At 50.8% G+C, this 21,206-nt stretch carries 16 protein-coding genes; 8 read left to right on the top strand and 8 right to left on the bottom strand.

Annotated elements, in window-relative coordinates:
* Positions 1–23: 23 nt before the first annotated feature.
* Positions 24–764, top strand: a complete 741-nt coding sequence (gene cysQ, locus HV477_RS06930) for a 3'(2'),5'-bisphosphate nucleotidase CysQ (RefSeq protein ID WP_000893398.1) — start codon at positions 24–26, stop codon at positions 762–764.
* Here the strand turns inward: cysQ and HV477_RS06935 are convergent.
* Positions 754–1,311: a YtfJ family protein gene (locus HV477_RS06935; RefSeq protein ID WP_000175301.1), complete on the bottom strand. Its 558-nt coding sequence runs from the start codon at positions 1,309–1,311 to the stop codon at positions 754–756. The genes cysQ and HV477_RS06935 overlap by 11 nt on opposite strands.
* Before the next feature lie 326 nt (positions 1,312–1,637).
* Between HV477_RS06935 and HV477_RS06940 the strand changes: the two genes are divergently transcribed.
* Positions 1,638–1,844 (top strand): DUF1107 domain-containing protein, encoded by a 207-nt coding sequence (locus HV477_RS06940; protein WP_000689229.1) that lies wholly within the window; start codon positions 1,638–1,640, stop codon positions 1,842–1,844.
* An 84-nt stretch (positions 1,845–1,928) separates the two neighbouring features.
* Here HV477_RS06940 and HV477_RS06945 read toward each other — a convergent pair whose 3' ends face one another.
* Entirely contained in the window at positions 1,929–3,272 is a 1,344-nt protein-coding gene (locus tag HV477_RS06945; RefSeq protein WP_000934974.1) for a hemolysin family protein, read from the bottom strand.
* A 182-nt stretch (positions 3,273–3,454) separates the two neighbouring features.
* The gene (gene msrA, locus HV477_RS06950) at positions 3,455–4,093 is read right to left on the bottom strand and encodes a peptide-methionine (S)-S-oxide reductase MsrA (RefSeq protein ID WP_000051467.1); all 639 of its coding nucleotides are present in this window, start codon (positions 4,091–4,093) and stop codon (positions 3,455–3,457) included.
* Positions 4,094–4,305: 212 nt separating this feature from the next.
* Between msrA and tamA the strand changes: the two genes are divergently transcribed.
* The 3 genes from tamA to HV477_RS06965 are packed head-to-tail and all read left to right on the top strand — an operon-like array spanning position 4,306 to position 10,162.
* Entirely contained in the window at positions 4,306–6,039 is a 1,734-nt protein-coding gene (tamA, locus tag HV477_RS06955; protein ID WP_001120230.1) for an autotransporter assembly complex protein TamA, read from the top strand.
* Positions 6,036–9,815 (top strand): autotransporter assembly complex protein TamB, encoded by a 3,780-nt coding sequence (tamB, locus tag HV477_RS06960; RefSeq protein WP_079898739.1) that lies wholly within the window; start codon positions 6,036–6,038, stop codon positions 9,813–9,815. The genes tamA and tamB overlap by 4 nt, the downstream gene beginning before the upstream one ends.
* 2 nt (positions 9,816–9,817) lie before the next feature.
* The gene (locus HV477_RS06965; RefSeq protein ID WP_001219167.1) at positions 9,818–10,162 is read left to right on the top strand and encodes a gamma-glutamylcyclotransferase; all 345 of its coding nucleotides are present in this window, start codon (positions 9,818–9,820) and stop codon (positions 10,160–10,162) included.
* A 53-nt stretch (positions 10,163–10,215) separates the two neighbouring features.
* Here HV477_RS06965 and HV477_RS06970 read toward each other — a convergent pair whose 3' ends face one another.
* From HV477_RS06970 to fbp, 4 genes are all read right to left on the bottom strand, one after another.
* A complete protein-coding gene (locus tag HV477_RS06970; RefSeq protein ID WP_000203132.1) occupies positions 10,216–11,424 on the bottom strand; it encodes an MFS transporter in 1,209 nt (402 codons plus the stop codon).
* Positions 11,421–12,584, bottom strand: coding sequence for a metallo-dependent hydrolase (locus tag HV477_RS06975; RefSeq protein ID WP_000977207.1), 1,164 nt, complete (start codon positions 12,582–12,584; stop codon positions 11,421–11,423). The genes HV477_RS06970 and HV477_RS06975 overlap by 4 nt, the downstream gene beginning before the upstream one ends.
* A gap of 409 nt (positions 12,585–12,993) precedes the next feature.
* A complete protein-coding gene (gene ppa, locus HV477_RS06980; RefSeq protein ID WP_000055079.1) occupies positions 12,994–13,524 on the bottom strand; it encodes an inorganic diphosphatase in 531 nt (176 codons plus the stop codon).
* 225 nt (positions 13,525–13,749) lie between these two features.
* Positions 13,750–14,748 (bottom strand): class 1 fructose-bisphosphatase, encoded by a 999-nt coding sequence (fbp, locus tag HV477_RS06985; RefSeq protein WP_000853764.1) that lies wholly within the window; start codon positions 14,746–14,748, stop codon positions 13,750–13,752.
* A gap of 174 nt (positions 14,749–14,922) precedes the next feature.
* On the opposite strand from fbp, the gene mpl reads away from it, so the two are divergent.
* Together mpl and iolR are read left to right on the top strand one after the other, a co-directional pair.
* Positions 14,923–16,302 carry a UDP-N-acetylmuramate:L-alanyl-gamma-D-glutamyl-meso-diaminopimelate ligase gene (mpl, locus tag HV477_RS06990; protein ID WP_001219837.1) on the top strand — a complete coding sequence of 460 codons (1,380 nt, stop codon included), beginning with the start codon at positions 14,923–14,925 and terminating at the stop codon, positions 16,300–16,302.
* A gap of 492 nt (positions 16,303–16,794) precedes the next feature.
* On the top strand, positions 16,795–17,628 hold the full coding sequence (gene iolR, locus HV477_RS06995) for a myo-inositol utilization transcriptional regulator IolR (RefSeq protein WP_001523662.1): 834 nt from the start codon (positions 16,795–16,797) through the stop codon (positions 17,626–17,628).
* A gap of 50 nt (positions 17,629–17,678) precedes the next feature.
* Here the strand turns inward: iolR and iolT1 are convergent, their stop codons facing one another.
* Complete coding sequence (iolT1, locus tag HV477_RS07000) at positions 17,679–19,112, bottom strand: myo-inositol import MFS transporter IolT1 (protein WP_000107709.1); 1,434 nt, start codon at positions 19,110–19,112, stop codon at positions 17,679–17,681.
* A 458-nt stretch (positions 19,113–19,570) separates the two neighbouring features.
* On the opposite strand from iolT1, the gene iolT2 reads away from it, so the two are divergent.
* Positions 19,571–21,007 carry a myo-inositol import MFS transporter IolT2 gene (iolT2, locus tag HV477_RS07005; RefSeq protein ID WP_000083108.1) on the top strand — a complete coding sequence of 479 codons (1,437 nt, stop codon included), beginning with the start codon at positions 19,571–19,573 and terminating at the stop codon, positions 21,005–21,007.
* Positions 21,008–21,206: the final 199 nt, after the last annotated feature.

Genomic DNA, 21,206 nt, shown 5'->3' on the forward strand with positions numbered 1-21,206 from the left:
CCCCTGTCATAAAGAGGTGGAGAATGTTAGAACAAGTATGCCAGCTTGCACGGAACGCGGGCGATGCCATTATGCAGGTTTATGATGGAGCCAAACCGATGGAGTACGCCCGCAAGCAGGACGATTCTCCAGTCACTGCGGCGGATATCGCCGCACATACCGTGATTCTCGAAGGGTTACGCACGCTCACGCCGGATATTCCGGTGCTTTCAGAAGAGGATCCACCCGCCTGGGAAGTGCGCCAGCACTGGCAGCGTTACTGGCTGGTCGATCCGCTCGACGGCACCAAGGAGTTCATCAAGCGCAATGGCGAATTCACGGTCAATATTGCGCTGATTGAGCAGGGCAAGCCGGTGTTGGGCGTGGTCTATGCGCCGGTGCTGAAAGTGATGTACTACGCGGCGGAAGGTAAGGCCTGGAAAGAGGAGTGCGGGGTGCGTAAGCAGATTCAGGTGCGGGATGCCCGCCCGCCGCTGGTGGTGATTAGCCGTTCGCATACGGATGATGAACTCACCGAATATCTCCAACAGCTCGGCGAACATCAGACCACCTCTATTGGTTCCTCGCTGAAATTCTGTCTTGTGGCGGAAGGACAGGCGCAGCTTTACCCCAGATTTGGGCCGACCAGCGTCTGGGATACTGCCGCAGGTCATGCCATTGCCGTTGCAGCCGGGGCGCACGTTCACGACTGGCAGGGAAAAACGCTGGACTATACCCCTCGTGAATCGTTCCTTAACCCCGGCTTCCGGGTGACTATTTACTGAGGAGCTTATGCAGCAGGTCGACCACCTGCTGTACCTCTTGCTGGGTTAACGCGCCATCTTTCACCCATTGAACCCGACCGTCTTTGTCAAGCACGATGACGGCGGACCCCTCTTCTTTTAATTGCCAGGCGTTACGCGCCACGCCATTGCTGTCGACAATAAATTGCGACCACGGGTAGAGCTTTTTATTACTTTCTATACTGCTACGCACGAACATACCAGAGCCTGGGATCGCATCATCGGTGTTCACAATTGTGGTCGTCTGGTATCTGTCATGCGGGAGCTTGGCTGATTTAATCGCTTCAATCAGCGTGGCGTTTTTTTCCTTCGCTGACGTTCGACCCGCAATGTGCAGCAGGACGCGCACTTTTCCCGCCAGCTGCGCGCTATTCCAGTTTTTATAACTAAACTCATCTTTATTCAACGTCAGTTCGCCACGGTCGGCAATGCCTACCGGCGGCACCCGTTGGTTATCTTCAAGGTTATGCGCACAAGCCATTATGGGGAGTAGCAGACACGACATCGCCAGAATTTTACGTAGGGTCATGGTCATTCCTTCTTTATTTTTTTGCAGGTGATCCGACCACTTTGGGCCGACAGTTAATCATATGTGCGATTGATGCTTTTTCCCGCAAAGGGGATGCCAGTTTGCGGGCGGGCGCACACTTCCTGTGAAAAATGAAGGCATATACTGAGAAAAATGAGCTGATGTTTAGATAATTCTGAATAACTGTAATCAAAAGGTAAATATACTTATGCACACTGGAAACGACGTAGATATGGTCTATAGTCATATGGCATTAAAATTTGCGCCTTAAAACTGTTGGGCCGATTGTGGCACCGCAAGGGCGTAATACTCTGCAGGAGACAACAATGAAAATTTTCCAACGCTACAACCCGCTACAGGTGGCGAAGTACGTGAAGATCCTGTTCCGTGGACGGTTATATATCAAGGATGTTGGCGCTTTTGAGTTCGATAAGGGTAAGATTCTTATCCCAAAAGTGAGAGACAAGCAGCACTTGTCTGTGATGTCTGAAGTTAACCGTCAGGTTATGCGTCTGCAAACTGAGATGGCGTAACCAAAAGTGCTATGCAGTAGGTTAAAAAAGTAAAAAAAAACGGCTCCTGAATCAGGAGCCGTTGATGTTTCTGGCAAACGGATTTCAGGCCGCGCTGTCTTCTTTACCTTGCGCATCGGGCAGTTTCGGCGCCGGTACGTTGCTTTTATTGTCGAGACGCGTCACCAGCAACTGATCGATACGGTAGTTGTCGATATCCACCACTTCAAATTTGTAGCCGGAAAACTTCACCGAATCAGTACGTTTTGGGATCTTGCGCAGCATAAACATCATAAAGCCGCCAATGGTTTCATAGTTGCCGGATTGCGGAAACTCATCGATATCCAGCACGCGCATGACGTCGTCAATCGGCGTGCCGCCGTCAACCAGCCAGGAATTTTCATCGCGCGCCACAATTTGCTCTTCCAGTCCCTGGCCGACCAGGTCACCCATTAGCGTGGTCATCACATCGTTCAGCGTAATGATACCGACGACCAGAGCGTATTCATTCATAATGACCGCGAAATCTTCGCCCGCCGTTTTGAAACTTTCCAGCGCCTCAGAAAGGGTCAGCGTATCCGGCACAATCAAGGTATTGCGAATTTGCACGCCGCTATTCAGCGCCATACTTTGGTTAGCCAGCACGCGATTCAGCAGATCTTTGGAGTCTACATAGCCGATGATGTGGTCGATATCTTCATTACACACCAAAAATTTTGAGTGCGGATGTTCGGCGACCTTTTTCTTCAGGCTTTGTTCGTCTTCGTGCAGATCAAACCAGATGATACTTTCGCGCGACGTCATAGAAGACGGTACGGTGCGAGATTCAAGTTCAAACACATTTTCAATTAGTTCGTGCTCTTGCTTGCGCAAGACGCCCGCCAGCGCGCCGGCTTCCACCACTGCGTAAATATCATCAGAAGTAATGTCGTCTTTCCGCACCATTGGAATTTTGAACAGGCGGAAGATGTTGTTTGCCATGCCGTTAAACAGCCACACCAGCGGGCGAAAAACGAACAGGCAGAAGCGCATCGGGTTGATGATACGCAAAGCCACAGCTTCTGGCGCAATCATACCGATGCGTTTCGGGGTTAAATCCGCGAACAGGATAAACAGCCCCGTCACCAGCGAGAAAGAGAGAATAAAGCTCAGCTGCTCGGAGAGTTCTGGCGACATATAGTGCGAGAAGAGGGCGGAAAAGGCGGGCGAAAATGCCGCATCGCCGACGATACCGCCAAGAATAGCGACGGCGTTCAGGCCAATTTGCACAACGGTGAAAAACATGCCGGGATTTTCCTGCATTTTCAATACGCGTTGTGCGTTGATACTGCCTTCATCAGCTAATAACTTAAGTTTAATCTTACGTGATGCGGCAAGCGAGATCTCGGAGATGGAGAAGAACGCACTTACAGCGATCAGGCAGAATATAATGAATATACTGTTTAACATATCTTATCCGGCGAAACGCCAGATCCTCGGAAGGGAAGTTTATAAATCCGTGTGGTAACGTTTAATGAAAACCGGCTCGTAGCAGTGAGCCGATAAGTTCAGGGCTAGTATAGCGTAAGCTACTGTAAAGTCGCCAGAGGGTTCATTTTCAACTCCGACAAGTTCCCCCTACGCCAGCGTCGTCACGCGTCAGGCGGCAGGCAAACGCCGATCCCGCCAATCCCGCAGTAACCATATGGATTTTTGTGCAGATACTGTTGGTGTTCATCTTCGGCGTAGTAAAACGGCGTCGCATGGGCGATTTCCGTGGTAATCGGGCGATGGTCTCCGGCGGCGGCCATTGCCGACTGAAAGCGCTCGCGACTGGCGTGAGCGGCGGCATTCTGTTCCGGCGTTAAGGGATAAATCGCAGAACGGTATTGCGTACCGTGATCGTTACCCTGTTGCATCCCCTGCGTCGGATCGTGATTTTCCCAGAAGGTCTGTAAAAGCTGCTCATAACGGATAACGGCAGGATCGTACACTATCCGTACCGCTTCGGCATGACCGGTCTGCCCGGAACAGACTTCCCGGTAGGTTGGATTAGGCGTGTAACCGCCTGCATACCCTGCCGCGGTGCTATATACGCCGGGCAATTGCCAGAATAAACGTTCTACGCCCCAGAAACAGCCCATAGCGAAGTAGGCGATCTCCATCCCGGCAGGGACATTGGTCATAGAGTGTTCATTTACCGCATGCAGAGTGGCGATCGGCATCGGGGTGTTGCGTCCTGGTAACGCATCTGCTTGAGTAACCAGATGTTTTTTATCAAATAAACTCATGAGCTATTCTCCCGAAAGCGTTAATTGGCGTTAAGGTTGTAACGAGACGCATCTTTGCACACAATAACAACATTAATGTATCTGGATTTAACCATAAGAAATATTTGGGCAGTCGTCTGCTTTTCAATCGAAATTGTTGATTTTATGTTAAGCCGCGGAGCGGTAGTGTGATTTTTTCCAGGGGTGGGAATAGGGGATATTCAGGAGAAAATGTGCCACATATCCGTCAGTTATGTTGGGTTAGCTTACTGTGCCTGAGCAGTTCTGCGGTAGCCGCAAATGTTCGTCTGAAAGTCGAAGGGCTATCCGGAGAGCTGGAAAAAAACGTTCGCGCACAGCTCTCTACGATTCAGAGCGATGAGGTGACGCCGGATCGGCGCTTTCGCGCCCGAGTTGATGATGCGATTCGCGAAGGGCTTAAAGCGTTAGGCTATTACGAACCCACTATCAAATTCGACTTGCTTCCACCGCCTGCGAAAGGACGGCAGGTATTAATCGCCAGGGTTACGCCCGGCCAGCCGGTGTTGATTGGCGGTACAGAAGTCATTTTACGCGGCGGCGCGCGTACGGACAAAGATTATCTGGCCTTACTGAAAACGCGTCCGGCAATCGGCACGGTGCTCAACCAGGGGGACTATGACAATTTTAAAAAGTCGTTAACCAGCGTGTCGCTACGCAAAGGCTATTTCGACAGCGAATTCATTAAAAGTCAGTTGGGAATTGCTCTGGGCCGTCATCAGGCGTTTTGGGATATTGATTATGATAGCGGTGAGCGCTATCGCTTCGGGCCTGTCACCTTCGAAGGTTCGCAGATTCGTGATGAATATTTACAAAATCTGTTGCCGTTTAAAGAGGGTGATGAGTACGAATCGAAAGATTTGGCGGAACTAAACCGCCGACTTTCCGCTACCGGATGGTTTAATTCTGTCGTGGTGGCGCCGGAATTTGAGAAATCGCGTAAAACAAAAATTCTGCCGTTAAAAGGCGTGGTATCGCCGCGAACCGAAAACACGATTGAAACCGGGGTGGGGTACTCCACCGACGTCGGGCCGCGCGTGAAAGCGTCGTGGAAAAAACCGTGGATGAACTCTTACGGTCATAGTCTGACCACCAGCACCAGTATTTCTGCGCCGGAACAGGTGCTGGATTTTAGTTATAAAATGCCGCTGCTGAAAAACCCGCTGGAGCAATACTATCTGGTACAGGGCGGCTTTAAACGTACCGATTTGAATGATACGGAGCAGGACTCGACCACGCTTGCCGTGTCGCGTTACTGGGACCTTTCCAGTGGTTGGCAGCGGGCGATTAACCTGCGCTGGAGTTTCGACCACTTTACCCAGGGGAACGTCACCAATACCACCATGCTGTTCTACCCGGGCGTGATGATCAGCCGAACCCGCTCGCGAGGGGGACTGATGCCAACCTGGGGCGATTCGCAGCGCTACTCGGTAGACTATTCGAATACGGCCTGGGGCTCCGATGTGGATTTCTCCGTGCTGCAGGCGCAAAACGTCTGGATTCGGACTTTGTACGATCGCCACCGTTTTGTGATGCGCGCCAATTTGGGCTGGATAGAAACCGGTGATTTCGACAAAGTTCCGCCGGATTTACGTTTCTTCGCCGGGGGCGACCGCAGTATTCGCGGCTATAAATACAAATCTATTTCGCCTAAAGATAGCGACGGCAATCTTAAAGGCGCCTCAAAACTGGCAACCGGATCGCTGGAGTACCAGTATAACGTCACCGGCAAATGGTGGGGGGCAGTGTTTGTCGATAGCGGCGAGGCGGTGAGTGATATTCGCCGTAGCGATTTCAAAACCGGGACCGGGGTCGGCGTGCGCTGGGCGTCGCCGGTTGGGCCTATCAAACTCGATTTTGCCGTACCGGTCGGCGACAAAGACGAACACGGTTTACAGTTTTATATCGGTCTGGGGCCTGAATTATGAGTTTATGGAAGAAAATAAGCCTCGGCGTGTTGATTTTCATTGTGGTGTTACTGGCGAGCGTTGCGTTTCTGGTCGGGACGACGACGGGGCTGCATCTGGTATTCAGTGCGGCGAACCGCTGGGTGCCGGGGCTGGAGATTGGGCAGGTCACCGGCGGCTGGCGGGACTTATCGTTAAAAAATATCCGCTATGAGCAGCCGGGCGTTGCGGTGAATGCGGGCGAAATTCATCTGGCCGTCGGGCTTGATTGCCTATGGCGCAGTAGCCTGTGCGTCAATGATCTGGCGTTAAAAGACATTAATGTCGCTATCGACAGCAAAAAAATGCCGCCTTCCGAACCGGCGCAAGAAGAGGAAGAAAGCGGACCGCTGAACCTCTCCACGCCCTGGCCCATCACGCTGTCGCGCGTGGCGTTGAATAACATCAATATCAAGATTGATGACACTACCGTTTCGGTGTTGGATTTTACCTCCGGGCTAGCATGGCAGGAGAAAAACCTGACCCTGAAACCGACGCGGCTTCAGGGATTGCTGATCGCGCTGCCGAAGGTCGCTGACGTGGCGCAGGAAGAGGTGGTTGAACCCAAAATCGAGAAACCTCAACCGGATGAAAAGCCGCTTGGCGAAACGCTAAAAGATCTGTTTGCAAAACCAGTAATGCCGGAGATGACCGATGTTCACCTGCCGCTCAATCTGAATATCGAGTCATTTCGCGGCGAGCAGCTACGCATCACCGGCGATACCGATCTGACGGTGCGCACGATGCTGCTTAAAGTCAGCAGTATCGACGGTAATATGAAGCTGGATACTCTGGATATCGACGCCAACCAGGGCACGGTGAAAGCCTCCGGTACGGCGCAGCTCGCCAATAACTGGCCGGTTGATATTACGCTCAACAGTACGCTGAATATCGATCCGCTAAAGGGTGAAAAGATAAAACTCAAGGTCGGCGGCGCGCTACGCGAACAACTGGAGGTCGGGGTGAACCTTTCCGGGCCGATGGATGTCGTGCTTCGTGCCCAGACGCGGCTGGCGGAGGCCGGTTTACCGCTCAATCTTGAAGTCGTCAGCCAACGCATTGCCTGGCCATTGACGGGTGATACCCAGTTTCAGGCTGACGATCTGAAGCTCAAACTGAGCGGTAAGATGACCGACTATACGTTGTCGATGCGAACCGCCGTGAAAGGACAAGATATTCCGCCGGCGACCATCACGCTGGATGCCAAAGGGAATGAGCGGCAGATTAATCTCGATAAACTTACCATCGCCGCTCTGGAGGGAAAAACCGAACTGAAAGCGCTGGTGGACTGGCAGCAGGCGATTAGCTGGCGTGGCGAACTGACGCTAAATGGCATCAATACCGCTAAAGAGATCCCGGACTGGCCCGCGAAGCTTAACGGCGTCATGAAAACCAAAGGCAGCCTCTACGGCGGCACCTGGCAGATGGATGTCCCGGAGCTCAAGCTGACCGGCAATGTGAAGCAGAACAGCGTTAACGTCAACGGGACGCTAAAGGGCAACAGCTACATGCAGTGGACGATCCCGGGGCTGCACCTTGCGCTGGGCCCAAACAGCGCCGATATAAAAGGCGAGCTTGGCGTTAAGGAGCTGAATCTTGACGCCGCCATCGATGCGCCGGGGCTGGATAATGCGCTGCCAGGACTGGGCGGCATGGCAAAAGGAATCGTTAAAGTCCGCGGTACGGTAGAAGCGCCGCAGCTGTTGGCGGATATCACCGCCCGCGGTCTGCGCTGGCAGGATCTGTCTGTCGCCCAGGCGCGCATTGAGGGCGATATTAAATCCACCGATCAAATAGCGGGCCATCTCAACGTTCGCGTAGAGCGGATTTCGCAGCCCGACGTTAACATCAATCTGGTGACGCTTGACGCCAAAGGCAGCGAGAAGCAGCATCAGCTACAGCTCCGTGTTCAGGGAGAACCGGTATCCGGTCAACTTTCCCTGACAGGCAGTTTTGATCGCGAGGCGGCGCGCTGGAAAGGGACGTTAAGCGACACCCGTTTCCAGACGCCAGTGGGGCCATGGTCGTTGACCCGCGCGATTGCGCTGGACTACCGTAATAAAGAACAGAAAATCAGTATCGGGCCGCATTGTTGGCTGAACCCGAACGCCGAGCTGTGCGTACCGCAAACCATTGATGCGGGCGCCGCAGGACGGGCGGTGGTCAATCTCAACCGCTTTGATCTGGCGATGCTGAAGCCATTTATGCCTGATACCACTCAGGCCAGCGGGATCTTTAGCGGGAAAGCGGACGTGTCGTGGGACACCACCCAGGAGGGATTGCCGCAGGGGAAGGTCACGCTTTCCGGTCGTAATGTGAAGGTCACGCAGACCGTCAATGACGCGCCGTTACCGGTCGCGTTTGAGACGCTGAACCTCAGCGCCGATCTGCACAATAATCGCGCCGAGCTGGGATGGCTGATTCGCCTGACGAACAATGGTCAATTCGATGGCCAGGTGCAGGTAACCGATCCTCAGGGGCGGCGCAATCTCGGCGGTAACGTCAACATGCGCAATCTCAATCTGGCGATGGTCAACCCTGTCTTTTCGCGCGGCGAAAAAGCGGCGGGAATGTTAAACGCCAGACTACGCCTGGGCGGCGATGTACAAAGCCCGCAGTTGTTTGGTCAGTTGCAGCTTAGCGCGCTGGATATTGACGGTAATTTTATGCCGTTTGAGATGCAGCCGAGCCAGCTCACCATGAACTTTAGCGGTACGCGTTCGACGCTCGCCGGTATCGTGCGAACACAACAAGGGCAAATTAACCTGAACGGTAACGCCGACTGGAGCCAGATTGACAACTGGCGCGCGCGGGTGACGGCGAAAGGCAGCCGGGTGCGGATTACCGTTCCGCCGATGGTGCGCCTGGATGTCTCGCCGGATGTGGTCTTTGACGCGACGCCTTCGCTGTTCACGTTGGATGGGCGTGTGGACGTTCCGTGGGCGCGAATTGTGGTGCACGACCTGCCAGAGAGTGCGGTTGGCGTCTCCAGCGATGTGGTTATGCTCAATAATGACCTGCAACCAGAAACGCCGCAGACCGCGTCTATTCCCATCAACAGTAATCTGACGGTTCACGTCGGCAACAACGTGCGTATCGACGCCTTCGGGCTTAAAGCGCGTTTGACCGGCGATTTGAAAGTCGCGCAGGATAAGCAGGGGCTGGGGCTGAATGGTCAAATCAATATTCCTGACGGCCGATTCCGCGCCTACGGCCAGGACCTGCTTGTTCGTAAAGGCGAGCTGCTGTTCTCCGGCCCGCCGGATCAGCCACTGCTCAATATCGAAGCGATCCGTAACCCTGACGCCACCGAAGACGATGTCATTGCGGGCGTGCGCGTCACAGGCACTGCTGATGAACCCAAAGCGGAAATCTTCTCCGATCCGGCGATGCCGCAGGCTGAAGCGCTTTCTTATCTGCTGCGTGGGCAGGGGTTGGACAGCAATCAGAGTGATAGCGCAGCAATGACTTCCATGCTTATTGGCCTGGGGGTTGCGCAAAGTGGTCAGGTTGTGGGTAAAATCGGAGAGACATTCGGTGTAAGTAATCTGGCGCTGGACACGCAAGGGGTGGGCGATTCGTCCCAGGTTGTGGTCAGCGGCTATGTACTGCCGGGTCTACAGGTGAAGTATGGTGTAGGGATATTTGACTCTCTGGCGACGCTCACGTTACGTTATCGCCTGATGCCTAAGCTATATCTGGAAGCAGTGTCTGGCGTAGATCAGGCACTTGATTTGCTCTATCAGTTTGAGTTTTAGCAATGCGAATATTTGTCTATGGCAGTTTACGACAGAAACAAGGCAACAGTCACTGGATGACCAATGCCCAATTGCTTGGCGATTACCGTATCGATAACTACCAGTTGTATAGTCTGGGCCACTATCCAGGCGCAGTTCCGGGAAACGGAGCGGTATACGGTGAAGTTTATCGAATTGATAACGCCACGCTGGCCGAACTTGATGCTTTGCGCACCAGGGGCGGTGAATACGCACGCCAGTTAATCCAGACGCCTTACGGCAGCGCATGGATGTATGTATATCAACGTCCTGTTGATGGGTTAACTCTGATTGAAAGCGGTGACTGGTTAGACAGAAACCAGCCCTGAACTGAACACGCCACCCTCGGGTGGCGTTGTTTTTTACATTCTGGCTGATGGCGCTAGCGCCGGGCACGATGAGCTCTTATTCTGCCGTAGATCAATAATGACGCGCCGCCCAGGATAACAATGCATCCGAGAACCATAAATCCCTGCATATAGCTGCCGGTTGTCCGGTAAAAATAGCCGACCATAAGGCCTGCCAACGTACCGCCGCCGCCGGCGCCGATGCCATTAATAATACCGGAGGCTGGGCCAATCGCATGGGGTTTAACGTTCGACTGGATAATCGACCAGATATTGGGGGTAAAGCTGGCGGCATAATAACCCATCGCCAGGGTAATGAGCGTGATTTTAAAGCCCGGCGCATCGACAAATGGCAGGAGAAATAACATCACGCCGGGGATTAGTAGGCCCAGTGAAGCAATAAGTACACGCTTTTGTGTTTTATCACTGATCCATGAGATAGGGATTGCCAGTATAACCGCAGTCAGATAAGGCAGAGAACTGACCAATGCTTTACTGAATCCGGTATAGCCGAGAGAATTGACAACCATGGGTATCCATAACGTAATTCCCCAGAACAACATCCCTTGAGTGATGTAGGTAAAAATAAGAAGTAGGAAGGGGGTTCCGCCCAGCGATTCCAGGGTAAGTTTAGTTTTCTCTGTTGGCGCCGGCGCACGATAATAAGGCGCTTCTTCCTGTTTTTTCAGCATTGTTATATAAAGTGGAACCACAACAACAATGCCGATCACACCAGTGATAATAAAAACATTTCGCCAACCGAAGGCAGCATCCAGCGGGGACAAAATCATAAATCCCAGGCCTAATGCCAGGAACTGTCCATAATACTGGATAATACTGTTCGCCTGCGTCCGTTCTTTGTCTGAAAACCAGTCGCTGGCGAAGCGGGACTGCTGCGGCCAATAAATGCCTTCGGTAATGCCAAGCACCAGCCGACAAATCAAAATAACGTACACTGACGAGGTAAATCCGACAAAAACGGTCGCAATCGACCAGATTAGCACCATCAGAATGACTATTTTTTTCGGATCGTATCGCTGGGTAAATACGCCGCCAAAAATATTTGAAAAGGCATAGCCAATAAGAAATATGGTTAATACAATGCTGGCCGTTGCGCCATCAATATTCAGGTCGTGTGTAATCGTAGGTAACGTAACGGAAAGATTAGAACGGTCAAGATAAGCAACAAAAAGGCCGAACATTAATGTCGCGCCGATCCGTAGCCATTTTTGCATTGAGGTCATTTTTCAACTCCGTTTGGCCGCGCGCCAAAATCAATTTGACGAAATAATATCTCACCGGATTTTATGGTCATTTGTGGTACCAGCACATGCGTCCCCGTGAGCGTTTCACCATGAATATCGGCAAATTCAACATGCCTGTTTTTTAATTTAAAGATGGCGATATCGGCAAATGCCCCAGGGGCCAGCGTACCAATTTCTGCTGCCATGCCCAATAAAACTGCTGGGGTATGGGTACAGGCGTTAATGACATCGGTAAGCGCGACGCCGAGTGCTAAGTATTTCGATAAAATCCATGGTAAGGCGTAAACAGGCCAGGCGAGTTTAGTGATGGTTGAGAGATCGCTACTGATGATATCCGGAAGAAAGCCATTGGCGATGGCCCGGCGTGCCGTGTTCATTGAAAAATGGCTGCGACCATTGGCGGCATCAAATATAACGCCTCTTTCCCTTGCCTGACGGACTTCGGCTAAGACAGCGCCTTCATCAGTAAGAATGGTGCTACCTTTGCCGTGAAACGCATGAGCGATAATATCGCCGCGGCGTAGCAAGGAGACAAGTTCTTTCATGGGAACGACGGGATGAGTCGAGTGTATTGCCACGGGGCACCTTAAATCGTTGGCAATACGAAGGGATTCAGTCAGCGGTTTTAAGCCATATTCAGCAATGTCCTCAGTCTGAACCTTGAGTTTTAATCCCTGAAGAACGTTGCGATACTGACGAAACAGCGCGTGGATCTTATTTTCATCAATATTGTCAGGATCATAATTTTCTTGTGACCAGGTTTGGCCCGGCGGCGACACGGTCAGAAACGCTTTGATTCGAACTTTGCTGGCGCAAATCACCGTTCGGTAGAAGGCATCAAAGTTTGCCGTACCGGCAGAACCTGCATCCACGACGGTGGTGACGCCATTCGGCGGCATGTACATATCAGGCCTGACGCCGCCTTCCGTCGCGTCATAAAAAACATGCGCGTGATAATCGATAAGACCGGGAGTGACGATCATGCCGTCGGCATGGATAATCCGGGTCTCCGAAGTTACAGGATATTTATCGGCATCAACGATAATATCGTTAATGATGCGTAAATTGTTAATCTCATTAATATTACGAGCGGGATCGATGATATGTCCACCGGTAATTAATATATCATTTTTCATCATAATCTCTTAAAATAGTAAATAATTATGGCAGCCCTTAAAAATATATTAAAAAGTGTGTTTTGAGCGGATATTATGTTGGATTAAAAATACGGTTATTGGTATGGAAAGCTTAGGATACCTTATTAAAAAGGTAATCGGGCTTATGCACTAAATAAGAATTTAACGCTTGCTAATATTTAGGGCGTAAGTCCAGAGGAGTCTGCGGGCATTCACAAAACAATTATTATCTTAAGCTTTTTAGAGAAACCGTGAGCGTATTCAACCCTTTTTAATAAAAAATAAGGTAAAGTATTATTCATTCCGTGAATGTTAAACTAATAATGATAAAAATTGTGCTCTATTCATTAGCCAATAAAAAGGCCCTCATTACTATGAGAGCCTTTATCTTGACGCTTATGTAAAAGCGAACTTATTTCTTCGCTGCGCGCTCGAAGGAGGCAACGATTTCCGCTTTAGCCGCTTCGGCGTTGTCCCAACCGTCAACTTTCACCCATTTGCCTTTTTCGAGATCTTTATAATGCTCGAAGAAATGAGTGATCTGCGCTTTCAGCAGTTCCGGCAGATCGTTCACATCTTTAATGTGATCGTACTCTTTGCTCAGTTTGGTGTGCGGTACGGCAACCAGTTTCGCATCTTCACCGGATTCGTCGGTCATTTTCAGTACGCCAACCGGACGGCAACGGATGACGGCGCCTGGCTGCAGCGGGTACGGCGTCGGGACCAGAACGTCTACCGGGTCGCCGTCCAGAGACAGGGTATGGTTGATGTAACCGTAGTTGCACGGATAGAACATCGCGGTGGACATGAAGCGGTCAACGAACAGCGCGCCGCTCTCTTTGTCAACTTCGTATTTGATCGGATCTGCGTTAGCCGGGATCTCGATAACGACGTAGATATCTTCCGGCAGTTCTTTACCCGCCGGGACGTTGAGTAAGCTCATGTCTGTTTCCTTTGAATTTATGACAAACAAGTGGCGAGTATTATAGCCAACTCACGCCGAAAGTCTTCGCTTGTTTTCGTTTCCGCCTCATCTGGCGCGTCGTTGCGGAGCATGAACGCCAAAGGTTAAGAACCGGAAAATCACGGGCCTGATAAGGCAACGCCGCCATCGGACATGTTATTGCCCAATGGCGGCTTCATGCGTTATTCCGCATGGTGGTAAAGATTACGCGTCCGGGTATTCGCGGATAAAGCGTTCCACATCGTCAACCATATGGCGGTTGCCGACGAAGAACGAGCGGCGCTGGTGAAGGCTTTCCGGAATGATATCCAGAATACGCTCTTTACCATCGCTTGCTTTGCCGCCGGCCTGTTCCGCGAGGAACGCCATCGGGTTGCACTCATACAGCAGACGCAGTTTTCCCTGCGGATGGCTGGCGGTGCTGGGGTAGAGATAGATGCCGCCTTTCAGCAGGTTGCGGTGGAAATCGGCCACCAGAGAGCCAATGTAACGTGAGGTATAAGGGCGACTTGTTGAACTATCCTCTTCCTGGCAGAATTTGATGTACTTCTTCACGCCATTCGGGAACTTAATGTAGTTGCCTTCGTTAATGGAGTAGGTTTTACCCTTTTCCGGGAAACGCATACGTTCCTGGCACAGACAGAACACGCCCAACGACGGATCGTAGGTGAAAGCGTGTACGCCGCAGCCGGTGGTGTAAACCAGCATGGTGGACGAGCCATACACGACATATCCCGCAGCGACCTGTTTGTTGCCGGGTTGCAGGAAATCTTCTTCGGTGACCGGCGTGCCGACGGGCGTCACGCGGCGATAAATCGAGAAAATCGTACCGACAGAGACGTTAACGTCGATGTTAGAAGAGCCATCCAGAGGGTCCATCAGCACCACATATTTCGCGTGTTCGCAGCCTTCAAAGACGACAATTTCGTCCTCTTCTTCCGATGCGATGCCCGCTACAATATCGCGCGCTTTTAGTGCAGCTTTCAGTTTCTCGTTCGCGAACAGATCGAGTTTCTGCTGAACCTCGCCCTGTACGTTCTCAGCACCGCTGGCACCCAGGATATCGACCAGACCGGCCTTGTTGATATCGCGGTGGATGATCTTGGCGCCCAATTTTATTGCCGACAGCAAAGCAGTGAGCTCACCGGTAGCCTGAGAGAACTCGTGCTGCTTTTCGACAATAAATTCACCTAACGTTTTCATAACACTTTCCCTGCAATTGATTGGAGTAAAGCGACCGTAACAATCTTAACAAACATTTCAGATGATGCGCTCAGGTGAATCGCGCCAGCAAAGTACAGATTTACCTGAAATGCGTTTCTCACTTGCCAGACATGTGCGTAAAATGGCTCGCAGATAAAAAAAGGATAGTGACGTATGCGCATTCATATTTTGGGAATTTGTGGCACTTTCATGGGGGGGCTGGCGATGCTGGCTCGCTCGCTTGGTCATGAAGTAACGGGTTCGGACGCCAATGTGTATCCGCCGATGAGTACCTTACTTGAGAAGCAAGGCATTGATCTGATCCAGGGTTATGACGCCAGCCAGCTCGATCCGCAGCCGGATCTGGTGATTATCGGCAATGCGATGACGCGCGGGAATCCGTGCGTGGAAGCTGTGCTGGAAAAAAACATTCCCTTTATGTCTGGTCCACAGTGGCTGCACGACTTTGTGTTGCGCGACCGCTGGGTACTGGCGGTCGCCGGTACCCACGGCAAAACCACGACCGCAGGCATGGCGACCTGGATACTGGAAGCGTGCGGGTACAAACCGGGCTTTGTGATTGGCGGCGTACCGGGCAACTTTGAGGTTTCCGCGCGCCTGGGCGAGAGCCCGTTCTTTGTTATCGAAGCGGATGAGTACGACTGCGCGTTCTTTGATAAACGTTCTAAATTTGTGCATTACTGCCCGCGGACGCTGATCCTCAACAACCTTGAGTTTGATCATGCCGACATCTTCGACGATCTGAAAGCGATCCAGAAGCAGTTCCACCATCTGGTGCGCATCGTGCCGGGGCAGGGGCGCATCATCTGGCCGGAAAACGACATCAACCTGAAACAGACCATGGCGCTGGGCTGCTGGAGCGAGCAAGAGCTGGTGGGCGAGCAGGGACACTGGCAGGCGAAGAAGCTGACTACGGATGCTTCCGAGTGGGAAGTGTGGCTGGACGGCGAAAAAGTCGGCGATGTGAAATGGGGCCTGGTCGGCGAACATAACATGCACAACGGGCTGATGGCGATTGCCGCCGCGCGCCACGTGGGCGTCGCGCCCGCTGAAGCGGCCAGCGCGCTGGGGTCATTTATTAACGCCCGCCGCCGTCTGGAGCTACGCGGCGAAGCGAACGGCGTGACGGTGTATGACGATTTTGCTCACCATCCGACGGCAATTCTGGCCACGCTGGCGGCGCTGCGCGGTAAAGTGGGCGGCACCGCGCGCATTATCGCGGTACTGGAGCCGCGTTCTAACACGATGAAGATGGGGTTATGCAAGGATGACCTGGCGCCGTCGTTAGGGCGTGCGGATGAAGTGTTCCTGCTGCAGCCGCCGCATATTCCGTGGCAGGTTTCAGAAGTGGCGGACGCCTGCGTACAGCCTGCTCACTGGAGTGGAGATGTCGATACGCTGGCGGAAATGGTGGTGAAAACCGCACAGCCTGGCGATCACATCCTGGTGATGAGCAACGGCGGTTTCGGCGGCATCCATCAGAAATTGCTGGATGGGCTGGCGAAAAAAGCTCAGAACGTAACAGCGTATTAAATGACTATGCGGTCAGCCAGCTTTGTGGCTGGCTGTTTTATATGGGGGCATCTTGCCATCGAAAGCGCATTCCGCTCGCCGGGAGACGTTAAAGCAATACTGAAAAAATCATTTGCCGCTCAGTATTGAAAAAGAGTAGACGCATATCCTTAAAGTAATCAGTGTAATACACTAAGAGTGTTCCGCCAGTTGCCGTATGCGGGACGAAAAGAGCCAGTTCGCAATAACAGATGAAGGTTTCGTGATTTATAAACGTCATCTTCTGCCTTTCAACGTTTGCGATGCCGCCTGGCTGCGGGCATCGTCCAGTCATAACAATGCTGATCCTGTCGCATTTATGCGGTCAGATTCAGATTGCTCAGAACCCAGCCCGCCAGCAAATTCTGTACTGAAGGTAACCACAGCGCAATTTGAATGTTGTTAACTGTATGTTCAGTTCATTTGTGCTAATATGGTTATTTACGAAATTTTCGTTCTATTAGAGTATCATGCATGTCTAAACATCAAACTCAACTTTCCTTACTGCAGGATGATATCCGCAGTCGCTATGACAGCCTTAGCAAACGTCTTAAACAAGTTGCTCAGTATATTCTGGATAACAGTAATAGCGTTGCTTTTGACACGGTCGCTTCCATCGCGCAACATGCCGATGTTCCCCCTTCGACACTGATTCGTTTTGCTAATGCGTTTGGTTTTAGCGGATTTAATGAAATGAAACAGGTATTTCGCCAGCACCTGATGGAGGAAACAGTAAGCTATACCGAGCGGGCGCGTCTGTTCAGACAGAAAAATGCGGATGAAGGGGAACCTACCCCGGAAAAGCCGGGTGAAATTCTGAAGCTATTTTCAATGGTGAATTCACAGGTATTACAACAATTACCGGTGCAGATTAAAAATGAGCAGTTGGATGCGGCGGTAAATCTGTTAGCGAAAGCCGACAATATTTATGTGATTGGATTACGTCGTTCGTTTAGCGTGGCCAGTTATTTAACCTACGCATTGCGTCATCTGGAGAGACGGGCATTTTTAATTGACGGTATTGGCGGAATGTTCTCTGAACAGCTAAGTATGGTCAGCCCCGACGATGTTGTTATTGCCATCAGCTACTCGCCTTACGCGCAGGAAGTGGTGGAATTAGTCGAGCTTGGCGCGAAACGCGGTGCGCACCATATTGCGATAACCGATAGCCAGGTCAGCCCGCTGGCAGCGTTCAGTGAAGTCTGTTTTGTGGTACGTGAAGCGCAGGTCGATGGTTTCCGTTCTCAGGTCGCGTCCATGTGTCTGGCGCAAACGTTAGCGGTTTCACTGGCGCTGGCGACGGAGTAAAAAAACAAGCCGATGATCGTATTTAGCGATCATCGGCATTGTGGTGAAACTTAATCAGAATAACGTTCGGTTTGAATTGGCTGCAGTTTTTTTCTGCGTTTTGCTAACACTACGCTCTCCATTTTCTCCAGCGAAATGCCTTTTGTTTCCGGCAGGTAACGGCAGATAAAGAAGTAACTGAAGATGCAGCAGATGGCGAATATCCACATTGGAAATGCGCCGTGGAAATGCGAAAGTAAATACGGGTTTTCATTAATCATCGGGAAGAATTGCGAAACTAAAAAGTTTGCCATCCACATAAATCCGACCGAAATACTCATTCCCTGCGACCTCATCCGGTTAGGGAATATTTCAGAAATAAGCACCCATGCGCCCACGCCCCAGGAAAGCGCGTAGAAAATCATAAAGAACAGCATACCGAATAGCGCAAAATAACCGGTTGCCTGGCTGTACAGCGCCCATGAGGTGAGCAACAAGCCGATGATGCTGCCAATAGTGCCTTTACGCATCAGCGACAAACGCCCCATCTTATCCATAATCATTGCGCCAATAATGGAACCGATAAGCTGAATCACGCCGATCCAGATTGTCTGGAACAGGGCCTCCTGGGCGCTACCGGTCACATCCTTCAGGACGATTGGCGCGTAATACATCATGACGTTAACCCCTGTTACCTGTTGCAGCATAGCGATCATGCAGCCCAGGATCAGGATGAAACGCACGTTCCCGTCGCGGTAATTGAGTTTTTGATGGGCGTTTAGTTGGTCGTTTTGCAGTGAGGTTTTTATATCGGCAAGAAGATGTCTGGCATGTTCTTCGTTGGATATTTTGGTCAGTATTTTTAGCGTCTCCTCCTCGCGACCAATCATCATCATCCAGCGGGGAGATTCCGGGATTAAAAAGACTAAAATACAGAACAAAATGCAGGGAATAATACCCGCAGCAAACATATAGCGCCAGCCAAGTTCAATGAGCCAGGTATCCGCTGCAATCGATGCTATTTTGTAGTTAACGTAGAAGATCAGAATCTGACCGAAAACGATAGCGAACTGCTGCATACTTAATGCTCTGCCGCGCATGTTTTTCGGTGAGACTTCAGACATATACATCGGTGATACTGTTGCCGCCAGGCCGACTGCCAGTCCACCGATAATGCGATAAATCACAAAATGGGTGAACGTGTAGGAGAGGGAGGTGCCCACTGCGGAAATAGTGAATAACAGCGCTGAAACCATCAATGATTTCTTGCGTCCAAAACGTTTGGATAAATATCCGGCGCTAAACGAACCAATAACGCACCCCACCACAACGCAGGAAACCGCCCAGCCGGTCTCAGCAGGAGATAGATGAAAGTAGCTGGTCAGTGAACCAATCGCACCTGAAATAACAGCAGTATCGTAGCCAAATAATATTCCGCCCAGTGCGGCAATCGCGCAGATGCGTAATATGTAACCCGTATTATAACAACTATCTGATGTGGACATAGGTAGATTATCTCCAGAATAAACTTCATCTATCTGTTTGAATTTAGTGAACAAATAGACAAATTCATCTTATGTCGGTCATTGCCGTAGCGCTGCCGACGATCTTATAGCTATTGAGAACTCTCGTTTCACAACCTATGTTTTAATTTCAAAACGATCAATAATGAAACTTATGTTTTGTTATGGGTATCACATTTCGAATTTCATAATCCTGGCGTTTTTTATCGTTAAGATGCTGCGTTTTACGCAGTGCTCTCCTCTATCTTGATGAAGTTACTTGATTTTATTGATTTCGCGACAGTACCTGAACTCAATTCGTCAGGGGCCGTACTTTTTGTTCTTTCCTGGAATATCTCCATTCCGTGATCTTTTGCATGGAATTTTTCTTCTAATGAATGCAAAAATAAAATGAAAAATTTCATTGGTGTGTTGTTTCCTCAACAGGCAAGGGAGGGATTATGTCTCAGAGAAGTAAGTACAATTCGGCCTATGTGTACGTCCTGTGTTGTATTGCGGCGCTGGCTGGATTGATGTTTGGTTATTCAACGGCGGTGATTACCGGGGTGGTATTGCCTTTACAGCAGTATTACCAACTGACGCCAACCGAGACCGGATGGGCCGTTTCCAGTATCGTGATTGGTTGTATCATCGGCGCGCTGGTCGGTGGAAAAATTGCCGATAAACTGGGGCGTAAACCTGCGCTTCTGATCATTGCGATCATTTTTATCGCTTCTTCCTTAGGGGCGGCGATGAGTGAATCGTTCATGATCTTCTCCCTTTCCCGCATTGTGTGTGGTTTTGCGGTTGGGATGGCCGGAACGGCATCCACCATGTATATGTCTGAACTGGCGCCTGCTGAAATTCGCGGCAAAGCGCTGGGCATTTACAATATCTCCGTGGTATCTGGCCAGGTTATCGTGTTTATAGTCAACTATCTGATAGCAAAAGGAATGCCTGCTGATGTGCTGGTTTCCCAGGGCTGGAAGACTATGCTTTTTGCCCAAGTGGTACCCTCCATTGCGATGTTAGCGATTACGCTTTTCCTACCCGAATCACCGGCATGGTGCGCCCGTAACAACCGCAGCGAAGCTCGTTCGATAAAGGTGCTTACCCGGATCTACAGTGGATTAACGGCCACAGATGTGGCCGCTATTTTTGACAGCATGAAAGAAACCGTACGTCCACAGGACAACGTCGCCGGGGGAGAACGCACCAACCTGAAAAGCTCGCCGGTGCTCCGCTATATTCTGTTGGTTGGATGCTGTATCGCCGTTTTGCAACAGTTCACAGGCGTTAACGTAATGAACTATTATGCGCCGCTGGTGTTGCAGAACAGCAGTACCGAAGTGGTTATGTTCCAGACCATTTTTATCGCGGTATGTAATGTGGTGGGCAGTTTTATCGGCATGATCCTGTTCGACCGCTATGGCCGTATACCGATTATGAAAATTGGTACCATCGGCTCAATTGTCGGCCTGTTGATCGCGTCATACGGTTTGTACACCCACGATACAGGCTACATTACCATCTTTGGCATCCTGTTTTTTATGCTGCTGTTTGCCGTCAGCTGGAGCGTTGGCGCATGGGTACTGATTTCTGAGGTTTTCCCTGAAAAGATAAAAGGTTTTGGGATGGGGCTGGCGGTGAGCCTGATGTGGATAGCCAACTTCCTCATCTCACTGTTGTTCCCGGTCATAAATGATAACGCCTGGCTGCAGGAGACCTTCGGCGGCGCTTTCTCGATGTGGATTTTTGTCGTCTTTAATTTGGTCTGCTATGTCTTTATTTCTCGTTATGTGCCGGAAACAAAAGGGGTGCCGCTAACAGAAATTGAACGGCTGGCCGAGAACAAGCTGCGTGAAATTCAGGGGAAACGTCGCGATGTAATAGCCTGATACCTCTCCAATATTAGCGGAGAATATCCAGAGATATTCTCCGCTGGTTACACAACCTTTACTCCCTCCAGCGAGTGCGCACAGGATATACCCTGTTGAAATCTCCCCAGTGTTTACCACCTCTACGTAACTAATTGATCCATAATAATATTGGCAAATAGGGTAAGTCTTCTTCTGCATCATTATTTTATTGCGTATT

This window comes from Salmonella sp. SG203 (assembly GCF_013350575.1).
Classification (GTDB): domain Bacteria; phylum Pseudomonadota; class Gammaproteobacteria; order Enterobacterales; family Enterobacteriaceae; genus Salmonella; species Salmonella enterica.

Bases quoted from the DNA above. Each gene is read 5' to 3' on its own strand.
- cysQ (WP_000893398.1), top strand. From the start codon at position 24: ATGTTAGAACAAGTATGCCAGCTTGCACGGAACGCGGGCGATGCCATT.
- mpl (WP_001219837.1), top strand. From the start codon at position 14,923: ATGCGCATTCATATTTTGGGAATTTGTGGCACTTTCATGGGGGGGCTG.
- HV477_RS06970 (WP_000203132.1), bottom strand. From the start codon at position 11,424: ATGACCTCAATGCAAAAATGGCTACGGATCGGCGCGACATTAATGTTC.
- msrA (WP_000051467.1), bottom strand. From the start codon at position 4,093: ATGAGTTTATTTGATAAAAAACATCTGGTTACTCAAGCAGATGCGTTA.
- HV477_RS06975 (WP_000977207.1), bottom strand. From the start codon at position 12,584: ATGATGAAAAATGATATATTAATTACCGGTGGACATATCATCGATCCC.
- tamB (WP_079898739.1), top strand. From the start codon at position 6,036: ATGAGTTTATGGAAGAAAATAAGCCTCGGCGTGTTGATTTTCATTGTG.
- HV477_RS06935 (WP_000175301.1), bottom strand. From the start codon at position 1,311: ATGACCCTACGTAAAATTCTGGCGATGTCGTGTCTGCTACTCCCCATA.
- iolT1 (WP_000107709.1), bottom strand. From the start codon at position 19,112: ATGTCCACATCAGATAGTTGTTATAATACGGGTTACATATTACGCATC.
- HV477_RS06945 (WP_000934974.1), bottom strand. From the start codon at position 3,272: ATGTTAAACAGTATATTCATTATATTCTGCCTGATCGCTGTAAGTGCG.
- fbp (WP_000853764.1), bottom strand. From the start codon at position 14,748: ATGAAAACGTTAGGTGAATTTATTGTCGAAAAGCAGCACGAGTTCTCT.
- HV477_RS06965 (WP_001219167.1), top strand. From the start codon at position 9,818: ATGCGAATATTTGTCTATGGCAGTTTACGACAGAAACAAGGCAACAGT.
- HV477_RS06940 (WP_000689229.1), top strand. From the start codon at position 1,638: ATGAAAATTTTCCAACGCTACAACCCGCTACAGGTGGCGAAGTACGTG.
- iolT2 (WP_000083108.1), top strand. From the start codon at position 19,571: ATGTCTCAGAGAAGTAAGTACAATTCGGCCTATGTGTACGTCCTGTGT.
- ppa (WP_000055079.1), bottom strand. From the start codon at position 13,524: ATGAGCTTACTCAACGTCCCGGCGGGTAAAGAACTGCCGGAAGATATC.
- iolR (WP_001523662.1), top strand. From the start codon at position 16,795: ATGTCTAAACATCAAACTCAACTTTCCTTACTGCAGGATGATATCCGC.